Consider the following 14,401-nt stretch of genomic DNA (forward strand, 5'->3'; position numbering starts at 1 on the left):
GACCCCCGCGCCTTTTGCTTTTCGCAACTGCCGTTACCCCGGGGACGACCCCACCTTTTTCAGAAAAGGGGCTCGTCGTGGCCTGGATCATTCTCTTCATCGCCGGACTGTTCGAGATCGGCTGGGCCGTTGGCCTGAAATACACCGAGGGCTTCACCAAGCTGGTCCCCACGGTATTCACCGCGATCAGCCTGGCGCTGTCCATGGGCCTGCTGGGCTGGGCCGTGCGGACCCTGCCGCTGGGCACGGCCTACGCCATCTGGACCGGCATCGGGGCGGTCGGCACCGCCATCGTCGGCATCGTGCTGTTCAAGGAACCGGCCACGGCTGCGCGCCTGGCCTGCCTGGCTCTGATCGTCTCGGGCATCCTGGGGCTGAAGGTGTTCAGCCCGCAGTAGGGCTTCAGGCCGCCGCGCGGTTCTCGGCGTCGATGAACGTCAGGCAGCGGGCGGCCACGGCCTCCCAGCCCGGTTCGCCCGGCAGCCAGTGGCTCATCTCGGGGAAGACCTCGACCGACCCGCCCAGGCGCGCGGCCGTCTGGCGGACCGTGGCGGGCGGGTGGATGACGTCCCGGCCGCCGGCGATGGCCAGCACCGGGCAGCCGGGCGAGGACACCGAGGTGGTCATGAACGGGTCCAGCCACCAGTTCAGCGTCTCCCACAGCGCCCGGCCGCTCTCGGCCGTCATGCGGGCGAAGATCGCCTTGCGTTCGGGGCGCTCCAGCTTGTCGACGCTGTAGCGGCGCACGACGCCGTAGTCCGGCGCGATGGCCTGCATCCAGTAGGGACCGAGGGTGTAGAGGCTGACGGCCGAGACCGCCTCCTCCAGGCTCGCGCCCGACACGCCCCAGGGGGCGGAGGGGGCCAGCAGAATCAGTTTGGACACGCGGGCGCGGCCGGCGGCCATCTGGGCCACCAGGCCGCCCAGCGAATGGCCGATCAGGATGGGAGGCGTCTCGCATCCCCGGATCAGCTGCGCGATCTGGCGGGCATAGTCGCTCATCGACACGCCGGCGACGGCGGCGACTCCGTCATGGCCGACCAGGTCAGGCGTGATCACCCGATGGCCGGCGGCCTCGAAAGGCTGGCGGAAAGCGTCGAAGGTCCAGCCGCCGCAGAACGCGCCGTGGACCATGATAACCGGTGCGCGCATGAACGCCCTTGACCTGACCCCTGTCGGCGAAGCGCCGACAGGGCGAGCCTACACCGTCTATTTGGACTTGGGCGAGGTTTTGGCGGTCGCCGTTGTCGCAGGCTTTTTGGCCGGAGCGGCCTTGGTCGCCGGAGCCTTGGCAGCGGCGGCGGGCTTGGTGGCAGCAGCCTTGGGGGCGGCGGGAGCCTTCGGCTTGGCGGGCGCCTTCACGGCCGCGGCCTTGGCAGCCGGCGCGGGTTTGGCGGCGGCCTTCGGAGCAGCCTTGGCCGCGGGGGCCTTCGCCGCGGGCGCCGCCTTCGGCGCGGCCTTCGGCTTGGCGGCGGTCTCGGCGGCGGGCTTGGAGGCCGCCTTGGCCGGAGCAGCGGCCTTCTTCGGCGCGGCGGCCTTTGGAGCCGGCACGGCCTTTTCGGCGGCGGGCGCCTTGGCCTTCGGCGCGGGCTTGGCGGCCGGCGCAGCGGCGGCCTTGGGCTTGCCCGGGGCCTTCGGCTTGGCTTCCGTCTTGGGCTTGGCGGCGGCCTTCGGAGCCGGAGCCGCCTTCGGCGCGGGAGCCGGGGTCGGCGCGGGTTCAGGCGCGGCCGCGACCGGCGCGGGCTCGGGCGTCTTCACCGGCTCGGGCGCAGGTGCGGGAGCCGGCGTCGGCGCCGGGGCAGGCGTCGCGGCCTTCGGCGGTTCAGTCTTGGTCGGTTCGGGGGCCTTGGCCTTCGGCTTACCGGTCAGCCAGGCAAGCACGTCGTCGAGGATGCTCATCGTGTTGGGCTCATCTATCAGGTAGTGGGCGTTGTTGGGATATTCGCGGTAGTCGGCGCCGGCGTACTTCTGGCCGACGCGGCGCACGTCCTCGACGGGCGTCGTGCGATCCTGGGCGCCGGCCAGCACCAGAACCGGCACGGTCACCTTGGCGGCGTCGACGTGGGCGGCCTTGTTCGGGTCCTTGTGCGGCCAGGCCAGGTCGGCCAGCACCTGTCCGCTGTCATGGACCATCTTGGCGTAGAGGGCGTCGTGGCGGTCGGCCGGCACGGCGTTGGCCACGCCGAACTTGAAGCCCGGCTTCCACATCTTGCCCGCCTTGGTCTCGGGCTTGGACGACAGGGCCAGGTTCAGGAAGGTGAAGACCGGGGAGAGCTTGGGCTTGCCGCGCGCGTCGGCGGGCGAGGCGGGGGCGAACAGCACCAGGGCGGCGGCGTGGCCGGCCTCGGCGATCTTCTGGGCGATCAGCCCGCCCATCGAGTGGCCGAAGACGATCGGCTTCTCGCCGGTCTCCTTGGCCAGGCTTTGCGCGAGCGCGCTCATCTCGGCGACGTAGTCGGCCAGGGTCAGGCCCGCCAGCCCCGCGCGGGGGCCCTCGACGGTGCGGACGGCGGAGCGGATGGTCGGGGCCTCGACGCGATAGCCCGCGGCCCGCAGGCGCGCAGCCACCGGCGCCCAGACGTCGCCGCCGCATCCGTAACCGTGGATCAACAGAACCGTACCCGCCATACCGTTCTCCCCAGCGCGCCGGTCAGACGCCGCGCGCGAACCCCTGGAACGCGGCGACCACGGCCTCGTAGACCCCGCGCTTGAAAGGTACGATCAGTTCGGGCGTTTCGTCGAGCCTGCCCCACTTCCAGGCGTCGAACTCGATGTGGTCGTCCGCCGCCAGATCGATCTCGGACTCCTCGCCGACGAAGCGATAGGCGAACCAGACCTGCTTCTGCCCCAGCCAGCCGCGCGAGAACTTCGGGTCGGCCAGGATCTCGGGCGGGAAGTCGTAGGTAATCCAACCTTCTGTGCGGGCCAGAAGCTCCACGGCGGTGACGCCGGTCTCCTCGGCCAGCTCACGACGCGCGGCGGCCTCCAGGTCTTCGCCGTCGTCGACGCCGCCTTGCGGGAACTGCCAGTTGTAGGGGGGAGCCTGCCGATAGCGCCGGCCCAGCCACACGCGGCCGTCGGGGTGGAACAGAACCACGCCGACATTGGGACGATGCTTGGGGTACTCACGCTCGCTCATGCAAGCGTTAGATCAGGAGAAACGCCGGTACGCCAGAGCTAGCGATGCGCCAAGGCTGACGCAGGGGCAAGTTGCAGGCCGCGCGCGGGCAAACCGGCGGCCCAGACGCGGACCTGATTGATGGTCACCGGATAGGCGAAGCCCGAGCCCAGGGCCTGGCCACGGCCGTTGGCGCCGTTCTCCAGCGCCCGCAGTTGGGCGTCGATGGCGCCGGCGGCCAGCTCGTCGTCGATGACCCGGTCAGCCGAGGCGCGCGGGATCGGGCCGGCGCGGCGGGCGGCCAAGCCGTCGTCCACGAAGGCCAGGCCACGGGCCTTGAGCACCGCGTTGAAGGTGTTCATCGCCTGGTCGTTGTCGACGAAGCGAGCGCCCAGATAGTTGGACAGGCCGAAATAGCCGGTGGCGCGCGACATCAGCCATTCCAGCTTGCGGACGGTGTCCTCAGGCCGGTTGGCGGCGATCAGGGTGTAGGGACCCGGGTCGTTGGCCGGATAGTCGGCCGGCTCCATCGGGGTCTCCAGCAGCACTTCGTGGCCGTGGGCGCGGGCCAGGTCGATCCAGCCCTGCAGGCCGTCGGCATAGGGCGCGAAGGAGAGGGTGACCTCGCCCGGCAGGGTCTCGATGGCCGCGCGGGTGGTCTGGGCGTTCAGGCCCAGGCCGCCGATGACGACCGACACCTTGGGGCGACCGTTGGGCGTGAAGGGGCGGGCATAGGCGTCGGCGGCGGTACGGCCGTCGGCGGCGATGATCGGCAGCGGGCCGCCGCTGGGGCCCGGCGCGGTCAGGCCGGCGATCGGAGCCTGGGCCAGGCCGGGGCCTTGCTGGACAGGCGGCAGGAGCTCCTCGCCCATGGCCGGCATGGCGGGCTCGCTGCTTTCGCTGGTCACCGGGCCGAACGGATTGCTGGACAGGCTGAGCTGGCCCGGCGCCAGGCCGGTCTCGTGCTCGCCCGCGCCCAGCGCGTCACGCCAGCCTTCGGGCGCGTTCTTGGTGGCGCCGATGTCGGTCAGCGGCAGCCGGATCGTCGGCGCGCCGGCCTTGGGGTCGCTGGTGATCAGCACGAGGGCGGCGGCGGAGGCCAGGAACAGGCAGGCCGCGGCGCTGGCCCCGATATAGGGATTGCTCAGGGCGCCCATCAGCTTGGCGCGCAGGTCGCCGGTCCGGCCCGAGGCGGGCGCGGCGGCGGCGTAGGCGGGCTTGCGCGAGAACGTGACGGCCATGACCCGGGGAAGCTAGCGGGGAAGCTTCGAACATATGGTTAACGAGACCCTTAGGAACGCCGTCCGGCCTGCGGCGTGGGGACGCGGGGTCCGAAAACGAACAACGCCGCCCCGGTCTCCCGGAGCGGCGTCTCATCGGTCCTGAAAGGGACCGTGCTTACTTGTTCTGCGACGGCGCGGCCTTGCCCGCGGCCGTGGCGGCCTTGGCCGTGATGTCGGCGACCTTGGCGGCCGGCTTGGGCAGCTTCGGCGTGGCGGCGACCGAGCCGGCGTTCAGCACGGCGATGGCGCGCTGCAGCTGGAAGTCGTCCTTCTTGTCGTCGAAGCCGGTCGGCGGCGCCTCGGCCGGGGCGTGCGGGGCGACCCGCGACTTGCCCTCATCGGCGTTCAGCGCGTTCTTGAAGCTGGCTTCGCTGAACCAGACGCGGTTGGCGATGTCCTGGGCCTGGTCGCGGGTCTGGGCGACCTCGAGATCCGGCGCGATGCCGGTCTTCTGGATCGAGCGACCCGACGGCGTGAAGTACTTGGCCGTGGTCAGCTTCAGGGCGCCGTCGGCCCCGCCGCGCAGCGGGATCACGGTCTGCACCGAGCCCTTGCCGAAGCTGGTCAGGCCCACGAGTTCGGCGCGGTGGCGGTCCTGCAGGGCGCCGGCGACGATCTCAGCGGCCGAGGCCGAGCCTTGGTTGATCAGCACGACCATCTTCATGCCGTTCAGCAGGTCGCCCGGCTTGGCGTTGTAGCGCTGGATGTTGCGCGGATCGCGGCCGCGCTGGCTGACCACCTCGCCGCCGTCCAGGAACAGGTCGGACACGCCGACCGCCTGGTCCAGCAGGCCGCCGGGGTTGTTGCGCAGGTCCAGGATCAGGCCCTTCATCTGCGGGTTCTTGGCTTTCAGGTCGGTGATCGCGGCCGAGACGGCGTCGGTGGCCTTCTCGTTGAAGCCGGGCAGGCGGACATAGCCGTACGACCCTTCCATCCGGGCGATGGCGGCCTTGGGCTTGATGATCTCGCGCACAAGCTTGACGTCGAACGGGTCGGTCTTGTCGCGGGCGATGGTCAGGGTGACCGGCTCGCCGGGCGCGCCGCGCATCTGCTTGACGGCCTCGTTGACGGTCAGGCCCAGAACGCTCTGGCTGTTGACGGCGGTGATGTAGTCGCCGGCCTTGACGCCGGCGCGGTCGGCGGGCGTGCCGTCCATCGGCGAGACGACCTTGACGACGCCGTCCTCGCTGGTGACTTCGAGGCCGAGGCCGCCGTATTCACCGCGGGTGGTGTCCTGCATGTCTTCGTAGCTGTCGGGCGACAGATAGCCGGAGTGCGGGTCCAGGCTGGTCAGCATGCCGTCCAGCGCCGCCTCGATCAGCTTCTTGTCGTCGACCGGGGTGACGTACTGGTCCTCGACGGTGCCCAGCACGTCGCCGAACAGTTCCAGCAGCTTGTAGGTCTTGGTCTTGGGGGCGATGTCCGCCTGGGCGATGGGGCTGACATAAGCCATGGCCCCCGCACCGAGGACGAAAGCCGAAACACCGATGAGCAGGTACTTGCGCATTAAGGCCCTGAAGGCTCCCTACGCGGCGCGCGGCGCCGCAACCAATGTTAGCCCCGTCCAACCCGACGGTGACCTTCGTGTGAAGCTCACCTTATCAAAAGAGCCGCCTACCGCGACTCCTGTTTGAGCCAGCGTTCCGGATCCGCCGGTTCGCCGTTCTCCCGGACCTCCATATAGAGCTCCGGATCGGATGATACATCGTTAGCCATCTTTCCGATCGGGGCGCCGGCCGCGACAGATTGTCCGGGCGCGGCGGTAACCTGGTCCAGGCCGCCCAGGATCAGATGGTAGGCGCCTTGTGACCGAAGGATGACCACGGCGCCCCAGCCGTTCAGCGCGCCGGCATATTCGATGGTTCCGGCAGCGGGGGCGGTAACGGCCTGGCCTTTGGTCGTGCGGATGGTCAGGCCGGGCGACTTGCCGCCGGCCGGCGTCTCCTGGCCGAAGCGGCTGACGATGGCCCCGGCCGCCGGCGTGCGCAGGTGCAGCGGGCCGGTCGGCTCGGTCCGGCCCAGGCCGTCGGTCAGGGCCCCCAGCGTACGCAGCTCGCTCTCCTCGGCCATCGCTTGCTGGGCGTAGGCGCGCTCCAGCTGCGTCTTCTCGATGATCAGCCGCTCGATCTCGCCCTTGCGGTCGGCGACCACGCTCTCGGCGGTGAACAGCTCGGCCGAGGCGGCGGCGGCCTCGCGGCGCAGGGTCCCGACGGCGGTGGCCTGGCGGGCATAGGCCTCGGCGCGGTGCTGCAGGTCCGGGGTCATGGCGCGGATCAGGATCGCGGCCCGCACCGCGTCGCGGGCGTTGTCGGGCGAGACCAGCAGGGCCGGCGGCGGATCGCGGCGGAAGAACTGCAGGGCCGACAGCAGCTGCGACAGCCGCTGCCGGTTGCGACCCAGGTCCGCCAGGATCGAGCGCTCGCGGGCGTTCAGGGTCTCCAGCCGCGCGCGCTTGGCGTCGACATCGGCCCCGGCGGCGATGCGGGCGTGGTCCAGGCGGTCCAGCTCGGCCCGCAGGTCCTGGATCTCGCGGCGGGTGTCGGCGGCCTGCTGGCGGTCCTTGGCCCGTTGCTCCAGCACGCCCTTCTCGGCGCGCTGCCAGCCGACCACAGCCGTCGGGACGGCGAGGGCGCACAGGATCAGCAGAAGGCGCGACGGGCGGCGAAGCATCAAGGTCTTGATGCCCTAATCCCGATGATAGGGCGAGCCCGACAGGATGGTGGCGGCGCGATAGATCTGCTCGGCCAGCATCGCCCGGGCCATGGCGTGCGGCCAGGTCTGGACGCCGAAGGCCATGGTCTCGTTGGCGGCCGACAGGATCGACGGATCCAGGCCGTCGGCTCCGCCGATCAGGAACACCACGCGGCGGTTGCCGTCGTCGCGCAGCCGGGCCAGGTGGTCGGAAAAGGCGCGGCTCTTCCAGGCCTTGCCGTGTTCGTCGCAGGCGACGACATAGGCGCCCTCCAGATGGGGGCGCAGGACTTCGGCCTCGGCGGCCTTGCCGGGCTTGCGGGCCTCGACCTCGAGGATGTCGACGGGGCCCAGGGCCAGGGCGCGGCCCGAGGCGGTGGCGCGCGCGGCGTAGTCCACGGCCAGCTGCGCCTCGACCATGCGGCCCAGCTTTCCGACGGTGAGGATGGTGATCTTCATTCCAGCGAGCATGTGCCACGAACGGGCCGCTTCGTCGCGACGAAAGCCTGTACAGCGGCGACGAAGCAGTCCGGCGCGGTGAAGGCCAGGAAGTGCGGCCCACCCTGAACGGTGCGCAGGGCGATCGGTCCTGCGGTCCTCAGCGCCGCGACCTGGGCCTCTGCGCCGGCAAGCGGCGTCTTGGGGTCGAGGTCTCCCTGCAGCACCAGGGTCGGCGGCAGCTTGCCGGGGTGCTTTCCGAAAAAGGCGTCGCGCGGATAGGCGTTACCCGCGCCGCCGACCAACTGGCCGGGCAGGCTGCTGACGAACAGCAGGCCTTCGGCTTCGGCGTCCACCTGCGCCTGGGTCATGGCGGGGCGGGCGTTGTTTTCCGAGGCGCTGATCAGGCTGACCAGTGGGATCGACAGCGGCGCCTGGGCATAAGCGCCGAACGGGGCGCCGAACGCCTCAAGATCGGTGCGGGCTTGCTTGAGCGGTTCGCCGTCGCCGGCGCGCAGTGCGGCGATCAGCTCCGGGATGCGGGCGCGCAAGGGCGGAGCGTCCAGCAGGGCGCCAAAGAACCGCTTCGGCCTGCCGCCGGGAACCAGCGCCGCCTTGGCCGGATCGGCCAGCACCGCGCGATAGGCCTCGACCGCCGAGCCGCCAAGGCGGGCGCGGCAGGCGGAATCGACGTCGCAGGCGGCCAACACCTGCCGGCCGACCCGATCGACCACCACCGAGCGATGGCTGAGATCGAAGGTCGCATCGCCATCCGGCGGAACCAGCGAGTCGAGGATCACGCCGTCCAGGCGCTTGGGCGGGGCGATGGCCAGCGTCCGCAACGCCAATTGGGTTCCGTAGGACACGCCATAGAGGAAGGTCGGCTGCTCCTCCCCATAGCGCGCCATCAGGGCTGACAGGTCGCGGGCGGCGTTGCTGACGGTGAAGGTCTTGGTGCGAGGCGTCGCCAGGGCCGGCAGACAGGTGCCCCACTCGGCGCCCTGAAGGGCGGTCCCGCCCGGGCTCTCGGGACTTTCTTCCGCTGGGCACAGGCGCGTCGAGAACCCCGTGCCGCGATGATCCGGGATCATCAGGTCGTAGCCTGGGAACGCCGCGCGGAAGGTGTTCAGCAACGGATAGAAGCTGGCCCCGGACTCGCCTGGTCCGCCGGCGATCAGCCAGACCTGGCCGCGGGACGCGCCCTGGCCCGGGAAACGGCGCACGAACAGCTCGGCATGGCCCAGCTTCAGATCGTCCGGGTCCAGCGGCGACAGGAAGCGGGCGCACTGCGATCCCGCGAGGACGCCGTCAGCGTCGGGGCAGGGCTCGAAGGCGTCCTCAGGATGTTCGAACGGCGCGGCCTGGGCGGTCGGCGCGCCCACCAGAACGGCCAGTCCCAACGCGACCGCCGCCAGAATACCAGTCTTCATGCAAGCCCCCTACACGCGAGCAACATCGCTGGTTCTATCGAAAGGCGCAGCTTAAACCTTCGTCATGACCGCCTTCCAGACGCCCCGCTTGACCATTCGCCCGTTCCAGCTGGACGACCTCGACGCCTTGGCCGCCATCGCCGGCGATCCGGCAGTGATGCGGTTTGTCGGCGACGGTCAGGCGTTGAGCCGAGCGGCCTGCGCCGAGTGGATCGCCCGTTCGCGCGAGAACGTAGACCGCCACGGCTACGGCACGGCGGCGGTGCTGGACCGCGCGAGCGGCGCGCTGATCGGCTGGGCCGGCATGGCGCGACCACTCGAAGGCGGTGAGGAGCTGATCTACGGCCTCTCCCGCGCCTGGCAGCGGCGAGGCCTGGGTCGCGAGATCCTGAACGGCCTGATCGGGGCCGCGCGCGAACGCGGCGCGACGGGGCTAAGGGCGCTGATCTATCCCGACAACCACGCCTCGGCGGCGATGCTGACGCGCGCGGGCTTCACCCTGGCCGACACGGCGTACGAGGGCGAGGACGACACCCATCTCTATGTCTTGGAATTGGCCTAGAGAGGCCGTCGCGGCGATGGCGCCTTCCCGTGAGGAGGCGCCATCGCCGCGCGCGGAAGATCAGTTCGCCGCGGTGCGGTGCGGGGCGTCGACCGCCCAGATCTTCTCGATGTTGTAGAAGCTGCGCACTTCTGGACGGAACAGGTGGACGACGACGTCACCGGCGTCGATCAGCACCCAGTCGCAGTGCGGCAGGCCTTCGACCCGCGCCTTGCCGTAGCCGTTTTCCTTCAGGGCGCGCAGCAGGTGGTCGGCCAGAGCGCCGACGTGACGGTGCGAACGGCCCGACGCCACGATCAGGCTGTCGGCGACCGAGCTCTTGTCGGCCAGATCGATGTGGACGATGTCCTGGGCCTTGTCGTCGTCGAGGCGTTCCAGGATCAGGCGCTCCAGCGCCTTCAGGTCCAGGGGCAGACTCAGGCCCGGGGATTCAGTCGAGGACTCGGCGCCGGCCGGGCCTTCGTGCGCATTAAGCGCGGGGTCGCTACGCAGCGTATTGCTCCTTATGGGGTCGCTGTGGACATCCCCCATAGCATGGAATTGGGCGAAAAGTGAGAGGGCGCGTTCAACGCGTCGATTCGTCTTCCGAGACGAGGCGTTCAGGCAACGCCCAAGCTCAGCCTTTTTGCCGGGCTCGCATCGCCGTCGATGACGCGAAATTCAGCGGTCCGGTGAGATAGACCCAGGCCGGCGACTTGGCGTCGGGCAGCTTGGCGGCGGCGCTGGCGGGCCAGCGGGCGAAGGCGAAACGGCGGGCGGCCGGCGAGGTGCGGGCCTTCAGCGAGATCCATGGACGCGAGATCACCGCCACGGGCACCTCGCGCATGATCTGGGTCCAGCCGCGCCAGCGGTGGAAGGTGGCCAGACTGTCGGCTCCCATCACCCAGACGAACTTCACGCCCGGGAAACGCGCGCGAAGCACACGCAGGGTGTCGATGGTGTATTGCGAGCCCAGACGAGTTTCCGCGTCGGAGACGATCATCCCCGAACCGCGGGCCCAGCGGCGGGCGCCGGCCATGCGCTCGGCCACCGGCTTGGTCTCGTGCGAGGACTTCAGCGGGTTCTGCGGCGACACCAGCCAGATGACGCGGTCCAGCTCCAGACGACGCATGGCCGTCTCGGCCACGTGGGCGTGGCCCTCGTGCGCCGGATTGAAGCTGCCGCCGAACAGGCCCACGCGCATCCCCGGCTCCAGATGGAAGCCGAGGCGCTGGGCGTTGGGCCGGCCGGCCTCAGGGACGAGTCTGGCCGGTCCCGCGAACCACATATTTGAACGTCGTCAGTTGCTCGGCCCCAACCGGGCCGCGGGCATGAAGCTTGTCGGTGGCGATGCCGATCTCGGCCCCGAAGCCGAACTCGCCGCCGTCGGCGAACTGGGTCGAGGCGTTGACCAGCACGATGGCGCTGTCGACCGCAGCCACGAAGGCGTCGGCGGCGGCGGCGTCCTCGGTGACGATCGCGTCGGTGTGGCCCGAGCCATAGGCCGCGATGTGCTGGGCCGCGCCCTCGACGCCGTCGACTACGGCCACGGCCAGGATCGCGGCCAGATATTCGGTGGTCCAGTCTTCCGGGGTCGCCTTCTTCATCGAGGGCTCGATGGCGCGGGCAGCCGTGTCACCACGCAGTTCGCAGCCGGCCCGGATCAGGGCGTCGGCGATCGGCGGCAGCAGCGTCTCGGCGGCGGCCTTGTCGATCAGCAGGGTCTCGGCCGAGCCGCAGACCGACACCCGGCGCAGCTTGGCGTTGACGACTATGTCGACGGCCTTCTTCACGTCGGCGCCGGCATGGACGAAGACGTGGTTCAGGCCTACCAGGTGGCCCAGCACCGGGGCGCGGGCCTCGGCCTGGACGCGGGCGACCAGGCTCTTGCCGCCACGCGGAATGATCAGGTCGACGGCCTTATCCAGGCCCGCCAGGATGAAGCCGACGGCGGCGCGGTCGGGGGTCTTAACCGCCTGGACCGCCGCGGCGGGCAGACCGGCGGCCTTCAAGCCGCGCTCGATGGCCGCGTGGATCGCCAGGTTGGAGTGGATGCACTCCGACCCGCCGCGCAGGATCACCGCATTGCCCGAGCGCACGCACAGCGCCGCGGCGTCGGCGGTGACGTTCGGGCGGCTCTCGTAGATCATCGCGATCACGCCGATCGGCGTGCGCACGCGGCTGATGTCCAGGCCATTGGGCCGGGTCCATTGCGACGTGGCCACGCCCACGGGATCGGGAATGGCGGCCACGGCCTCGACGCCGGCGGCGACGTCTTCCAGGCGCTGCTCATCCAGGGCCAGGCGGTCCAGCATCGGGCCCGAGACGCCATTGGCCTCGGCGCGGCCCAGGTCCTTGGCGTTGGCGGTCAGGATGGCCAGGGCGTCCTTGCGGATCTCGGCGGCCATGGCGCGGATGGCGGCGGTGCGCTGCTCTGGCGTGGCGAGGCGAAGCGCGCGCGCGCCCTCGCGAGCCGTCCGGCCCATCCCCGCCATCGTCGCCTGCAAGCTCATGCCCGCGTCGTCCATCGTTCCCGATCCTAATCCAGAGGCCTGGTAAGTTATGCTCAGGTTGAGGCTTACCTAGGCGCTTTCCAGCACGGAGGGAACGGCTTTCGTCTGGAAGCGGAGGGAGTTTTGCTTGGCCCAGCCTCTGACGTCATTCCGGGCGCAAGGCCCGAAATGACGGTAGAAGGGCCGGACGCGGACTATTCCGCGTCCCAGGCGTAAGCCTTGTCCAGCCAGTCGCCCAGGCGGCCGTCGGGACGGGCCAGGCCGTGGATGCGGGTCATCTCGTCCTCGGACAGGCTGAAGTCGAGGACGTCGAAGTTCTCGGCGATGCGGGCCGGGTTGCTGGTGCGCGGGATGGCGATGACACCCTGCTGGATCAGCCAGCGCAGGGTGACTTGGCCCGGGGTCTTGCCGTGAGCCTGGCCGATCGCGATCAGCACCGGGTCCTGGGCCACCTTGCCCTGGGCCAGCGGCGACCAGGCGGTGATCGAGGTCCCCAGCGCGTCGGCCTTAGCCTTCACGGCCTTGAGCGACAGATAGGGGTGGTACTCGACCTGGTCGGTGGCGATCGGGGCGTCCGACAGTTTGGCGGCTTCTTCCAGTTGGGCCGACGGGAAGTTCGACAGGCCGATGGCGCGGGTCAGGCCGCGCGACTGCACCTCGTTCAGGGCCTTCAGGGTCTCGGCCAGCGGCACCTCGGGCTTGGGCCAGTGCAGCAGCAGCAGGTCGACGTGGTCGACGCCCAGCTTCTCCAGGCTGATCTCGGCCGAGCGCTGCAAATCACCGTCGTGGAACTGGTCGATCCAGACCTTGGTGGTCAGGAAGATGTCGTCGCGCTTGACGCCGCTGGTCTTGATGGCCGCGCCGACATCGGCTTCGTTGCCATAGATCTGGGCGGTGTCGATGTGGCGATAGCCGACCTCCAGCGCCTTCTCGACCAGCGGCACGGCCGTGCCGTTTTCCAGCTGCCAGGTGCCGAAGCCGAGGGCGGGAATGAGGACGTCGCCCGAGCGGACGGCGGGAACGAGCTTGGACATGGAAGGCTCCGAAAAAGCGGTCAAGCCGATATAGGCGCCGGATGGGTTTCGTCCCAGAGCTTGAGCACCTTCTTTGGCGCGGTGGCGCGCCATTGGCGGGTGACCAGGCCGCGGACCACGGCCGGATCGGCGTGGGGCAGGCGGACGAGGACGTAAGCGTAGTTCTTGAAGTGGTCGGTGAAATGGAAGGTCTCGGGCTCGGCTTCGACCAGCATCTCGCGCTCGTCGAACGGCACGGCGGGGCAGACCAGGCTGATCCCGTCCTCGAACATGCGGGTCAGGAACTTGCCGTGGGCCTTCAGGCAGGGACGGCCATAGGCTGTGCTGTCCTCTACGCCGGGCAGGCTGAAGGCGAAGGCGCGAACTTCCTCGTAGGTCATGGGAACCTCCGTCGCGGCGGACTATAGGAGCGGAATGACGTCCGCGAACAGCTTGAAGACTCCCGTCCTGGTGTTGGGCGCAACCAGCCTGATTGGCCGCTGGCTGATGGCCGTCCTGGCGCAGGCGGGGCTGGACGCGATCGCCCTGAGCCGCACCCAGTCTGCGGGTGGCGCGCAGTGGATCGCCGGCGACCTGAAGGATCCGGATCTGGTCCTGCCGCCCATCGCCACGGTGTTCTCGCTGTCGCCGATCTGGCTGCTGCCGGACGCCCTGGCGGCCCTGAAGGCGGCAGGGGTGACGCGGGTCGTGGCCTTCTCGTCGACCAGCCGCTTCACCAAGGAGAGCTCTCCGGACGCCGGCGAGCGGGCCGTGGCCAAGGCGCTGAGCGACGCCGAGGGCGCGGTCGAGGCCTGGTGCGCGGCCAACGGCGTGGCCTGGACGATCCTGCGGCCGACCCTGATCTATGACGAAGGCCGCGACGGCAATGTCAGCCGCATCGCCAGGCTGGTGAAGCGTGTCGGGATCATGCCGCTGCTGGGCGGCGGCCAGGGCCTGCGCCAGCCGGTCCACGCGGCCGACCTGGCGGCAGGGGCCCTGGCGGCGGCCGGCTCGCTGGCGGCGCACAACCGCGCCTATGACCTGGTCGGCGGCGAGACCGTGACCTACCGCGTGATGGTCGAGCGGATCTTCGAAGGGCTGGGCAAGCCGGCGCGCGTGCTGCCGCTGCCGGTCTGGCTGTTTGGCCTGGTCATGCGGCTGGCCAAGCCCTTCTATCCTGGCGCCACCACGGCCATGGGCGCGCGGATGGGCCAGGACCTAGTGTTCGACTCCGGCGACGCGACGCGCGACTTCGGGTGGACGCCCAGGGCGTTCCACCCGCGCTTCTAGAGAAGGCTGTCATCCCGGCCGCAGCGCAGCGAAGAGCCGGGACCACCGAAAGCTCAACGCTTCCTGCGGTCCCGGATCGGCGCG

General features: G+C 70.1%; 16 protein-coding genes. 3 read left to right on the plus strand and 13 right to left on the minus strand.

The features are described 5' to 3' along the window. Positions 1 to 77: 77 nt before the first annotated feature. Positions 78 to 398, plus strand: a complete 321-nt coding sequence (gene sugE / locus ABDW31_RS17645; protein ID WP_343699258.1) for a quaternary ammonium compound efflux SMR transporter SugE — start codon at positions 78 to 80, stop codon at positions 396 to 398. 4 nt (positions 399 to 402) lie between these two features. Here the strand turns inward: sugE and ABDW31_RS17650 are convergent, their stop codons facing one another. The 8 genes from ABDW31_RS17650 to ABDW31_RS17685 all read right to left on the minus strand — a co-directional run bounded on the left by ABDW31_RS17650 (position 403) and on the right by ABDW31_RS17685 (position 8,960). After that, positions 403 to 1,152, minus strand: coding sequence for an alpha/beta hydrolase (locus ABDW31_RS17650; protein WP_343699259.1), 750 nt, complete (start codon positions 1,150 to 1,152; stop codon positions 403 to 405). 57 nt (positions 1,153 to 1,209) lie between these two features. Beyond that, the gene (locus tag ABDW31_RS17655) at positions 1,210 to 2,628 is read right to left on the minus strand and encodes an alpha/beta hydrolase (RefSeq protein ID WP_343699260.1); all 1,419 of its coding nucleotides are present in this window, start codon (positions 2,626 to 2,628) and stop codon (positions 1,210 to 1,212) included. Positions 2,629 to 2,650: 22 nt separating this feature from the next. Then, positions 2,651 to 3,139, minus strand: coding sequence for an RNA pyrophosphohydrolase (locus ABDW31_RS17660; protein WP_343699261.1), 489 nt, complete (start codon positions 3,137 to 3,139; stop codon positions 2,651 to 2,653). Positions 3,140 to 3,177: 38 nt separating this feature from the next. Continuing rightward, complete coding sequence (locus tag ABDW31_RS17665) at positions 3,178 to 4,359, minus strand: divergent polysaccharide deacetylase family protein (RefSeq protein ID WP_343699262.1); 1,182 nt, start codon at positions 4,357 to 4,359, stop codon at positions 3,178 to 3,180. A 157-nt stretch (positions 4,360 to 4,516) separates the two neighbouring features. Next, entirely contained in the window at positions 4,517 to 5,908 is a 1,392-nt protein-coding gene (locus ABDW31_RS17670; RefSeq protein ID WP_184714515.1) for a S41 family peptidase, read from the minus strand. 107 nt (positions 5,909 to 6,015) lie between these two features. Next, on the minus strand, positions 6,016 to 7,071 hold the full coding sequence (locus ABDW31_RS17675) for a peptidoglycan DD-metalloendopeptidase family protein (RefSeq protein ID WP_343699263.1): 1,056 nt from the start codon (positions 7,069 to 7,071) through the stop codon (positions 6,016 to 6,018). Positions 7,072 to 7,086: 15 nt separating this feature from the next. Further along, entirely contained in the window at positions 7,087 to 7,551 is a 465-nt protein-coding gene (gene rlmH, locus ABDW31_RS17680) for a 23S rRNA (pseudouridine(1915)-N(3))-methyltransferase RlmH (protein ID WP_343699264.1), read from the minus strand. Continuing rightward, complete coding sequence (locus ABDW31_RS17685; RefSeq protein WP_343699265.1) at positions 7,548 to 8,960, minus strand: alpha/beta fold hydrolase; 1,413 nt, start codon at positions 8,958 to 8,960, stop codon at positions 7,548 to 7,550. Before ABDW31_RS17685 ends, rlmH begins: the two co-directional genes overlap by 4 nt. A gap of 64 nt (positions 8,961 to 9,024) precedes the next feature. Here ABDW31_RS17685 and ABDW31_RS17690 point away from each other — a divergent pair, with 64 nt between their 5' ends. After that, positions 9,025 to 9,522, plus strand: coding sequence for a GNAT family N-acetyltransferase (locus tag ABDW31_RS17690; protein ID WP_343699266.1), 498 nt, complete (start codon positions 9,025 to 9,027; stop codon positions 9,520 to 9,522). Positions 9,523 to 9,582: 60 nt separating this feature from the next. On the opposite strand, the gene rsfS is transcribed toward ABDW31_RS17690, so the two are convergent. The 5 genes from rsfS to ABDW31_RS17715 all read right to left on the minus strand — a co-directional run bounded on the left by rsfS (position 9,583) and on the right by ABDW31_RS17715 (position 13,428). Next, positions 9,583 to 10,014, minus strand: a complete 432-nt coding sequence (gene rsfS, locus ABDW31_RS17695) for a ribosome silencing factor (protein WP_184723453.1) — start codon at positions 10,012 to 10,014, stop codon at positions 9,583 to 9,585. A gap of 124 nt (positions 10,015 to 10,138) precedes the next feature. Then, complete coding sequence (locus ABDW31_RS17700) at positions 10,139 to 10,789, minus strand: nicotinate-nucleotide adenylyltransferase (RefSeq protein WP_184714509.1); 651 nt, start codon at positions 10,787 to 10,789, stop codon at positions 10,139 to 10,141. Continuing rightward, on the minus strand, positions 10,755 to 12,029 hold the full coding sequence (locus ABDW31_RS17705) for a glutamate-5-semialdehyde dehydrogenase (protein WP_343699267.1): 1,275 nt from the start codon (positions 12,027 to 12,029) through the stop codon (positions 10,755 to 10,757). Before ABDW31_RS17705 ends, ABDW31_RS17700 begins: the two co-directional genes overlap by 35 nt. A gap of 179 nt (positions 12,030 to 12,208) precedes the next feature. After that, positions 12,209 to 13,048, minus strand: coding sequence for an aldo/keto reductase (locus ABDW31_RS17710; RefSeq protein WP_343699268.1), 840 nt, complete (start codon positions 13,046 to 13,048; stop codon positions 12,209 to 12,211). A 20-nt stretch (positions 13,049 to 13,068) separates the two neighbouring features. Continuing rightward, positions 13,069 to 13,428: an MmcQ/YjbR family DNA-binding protein gene (locus tag ABDW31_RS17715; RefSeq protein WP_343699269.1), complete on the minus strand. Its 360-nt coding sequence runs from the start codon at positions 13,426 to 13,428 to the stop codon at positions 13,069 to 13,071. 34 nt (positions 13,429 to 13,462) lie between these two features. On the opposite strand from ABDW31_RS17715, the gene ABDW31_RS17720 reads away from it, so the two are divergent. Continuing rightward, complete coding sequence (locus ABDW31_RS17720; RefSeq protein ID WP_343699270.1) at positions 13,463 to 14,317, plus strand: NAD-dependent epimerase/dehydratase family protein; 855 nt, start codon at positions 13,463 to 13,465, stop codon at positions 14,315 to 14,317. Positions 14,318 to 14,401: the final 84 nt, after the last annotated feature.

This window comes from Caulobacter sp., from assembly GCF_039596335.1.
Taxonomy (GTDB): Bacteria; Pseudomonadota; Alphaproteobacteria; order Caulobacterales; family Caulobacteraceae; genus Caulobacter.

Coding starts and splice junctions, on each gene's coding strand:
- ABDW31_RS17650 (WP_343699259.1), bottom strand. CDS start 1,152: ATGCGCGCACCGGTTATCATGGTCCACGGCGCGTTCTGCGGCGGCTGG.
- ABDW31_RS17655 (WP_343699260.1), bottom strand. CDS start 2,628: ATGGCGGGTACGGTTCTGTTGATCCACGGTTACGGATGCGGCGGCGAC.
- ABDW31_RS17660 (WP_343699261.1), bottom strand. CDS start 3,139: ATGAGCGAGCGTGAGTACCCCAAGCATCGTCCCAATGTCGGCGTGGTT.
- ABDW31_RS17665 (WP_343699262.1), bottom strand. CDS start 4,359: ATGGCCGTCACGTTCTCGCGCAAGCCCGCCTACGCCGCCGCCGCGCCC.
- ABDW31_RS17670 (WP_184714515.1), bottom strand. CDS start 5,908: ATGCGCAAGTACCTGCTCATCGGTGTTTCGGCTTTCGTCCTCGGTGCG.
- ABDW31_RS17675 (WP_343699263.1), bottom strand. CDS start 7,071: ATGCTTCGCCGCCCGTCGCGCCTTCTGCTGATCCTGTGCGCCCTCGCC.
- rlmH (WP_343699264.1), bottom strand. CDS start 7,551: ATGAAGATCACCATCCTCACCGTCGGAAAGCTGGGCCGCATGGTCGAG.
- ABDW31_RS17685 (WP_343699265.1), bottom strand. CDS start 8,960: ATGAAGACTGGTATTCTGGCGGCGGTCGCGTTGGGACTGGCCGTTCTG.
- ABDW31_RS17690 (WP_343699266.1), top strand. CDS start 9,025: ATGACCGCCTTCCAGACGCCCCGCTTGACCATTCGCCCGTTCCAGCTG.
- ABDW31_RS17700 (WP_184714509.1), bottom strand. CDS start 10,789: ATGTGGTTCGCGGGACCGGCCAGACTCGTCCCTGAGGCCGGCCGGCCC.
- ABDW31_RS17705 (WP_343699267.1), bottom strand. CDS start 12,029: ATGGACGACGCGGGCATGAGCTTGCAGGCGACGATGGCGGGGATGGGC.
- ABDW31_RS17710 (WP_343699268.1), bottom strand. CDS start 13,048: ATGTCCAAGCTCGTTCCCGCCGTCCGCTCGGGCGACGTCCTCATTCCC.
- ABDW31_RS17715 (WP_343699269.1), bottom strand. CDS start 13,428: ATGACCTACGAGGAAGTTCGCGCCTTCGCCTTCAGCCTGCCCGGCGTA.
- ABDW31_RS17720 (WP_343699270.1), top strand. CDS start 13,463: ATGACGTCCGCGAACAGCTTGAAGACTCCCGTCCTGGTGTTGGGCGCA.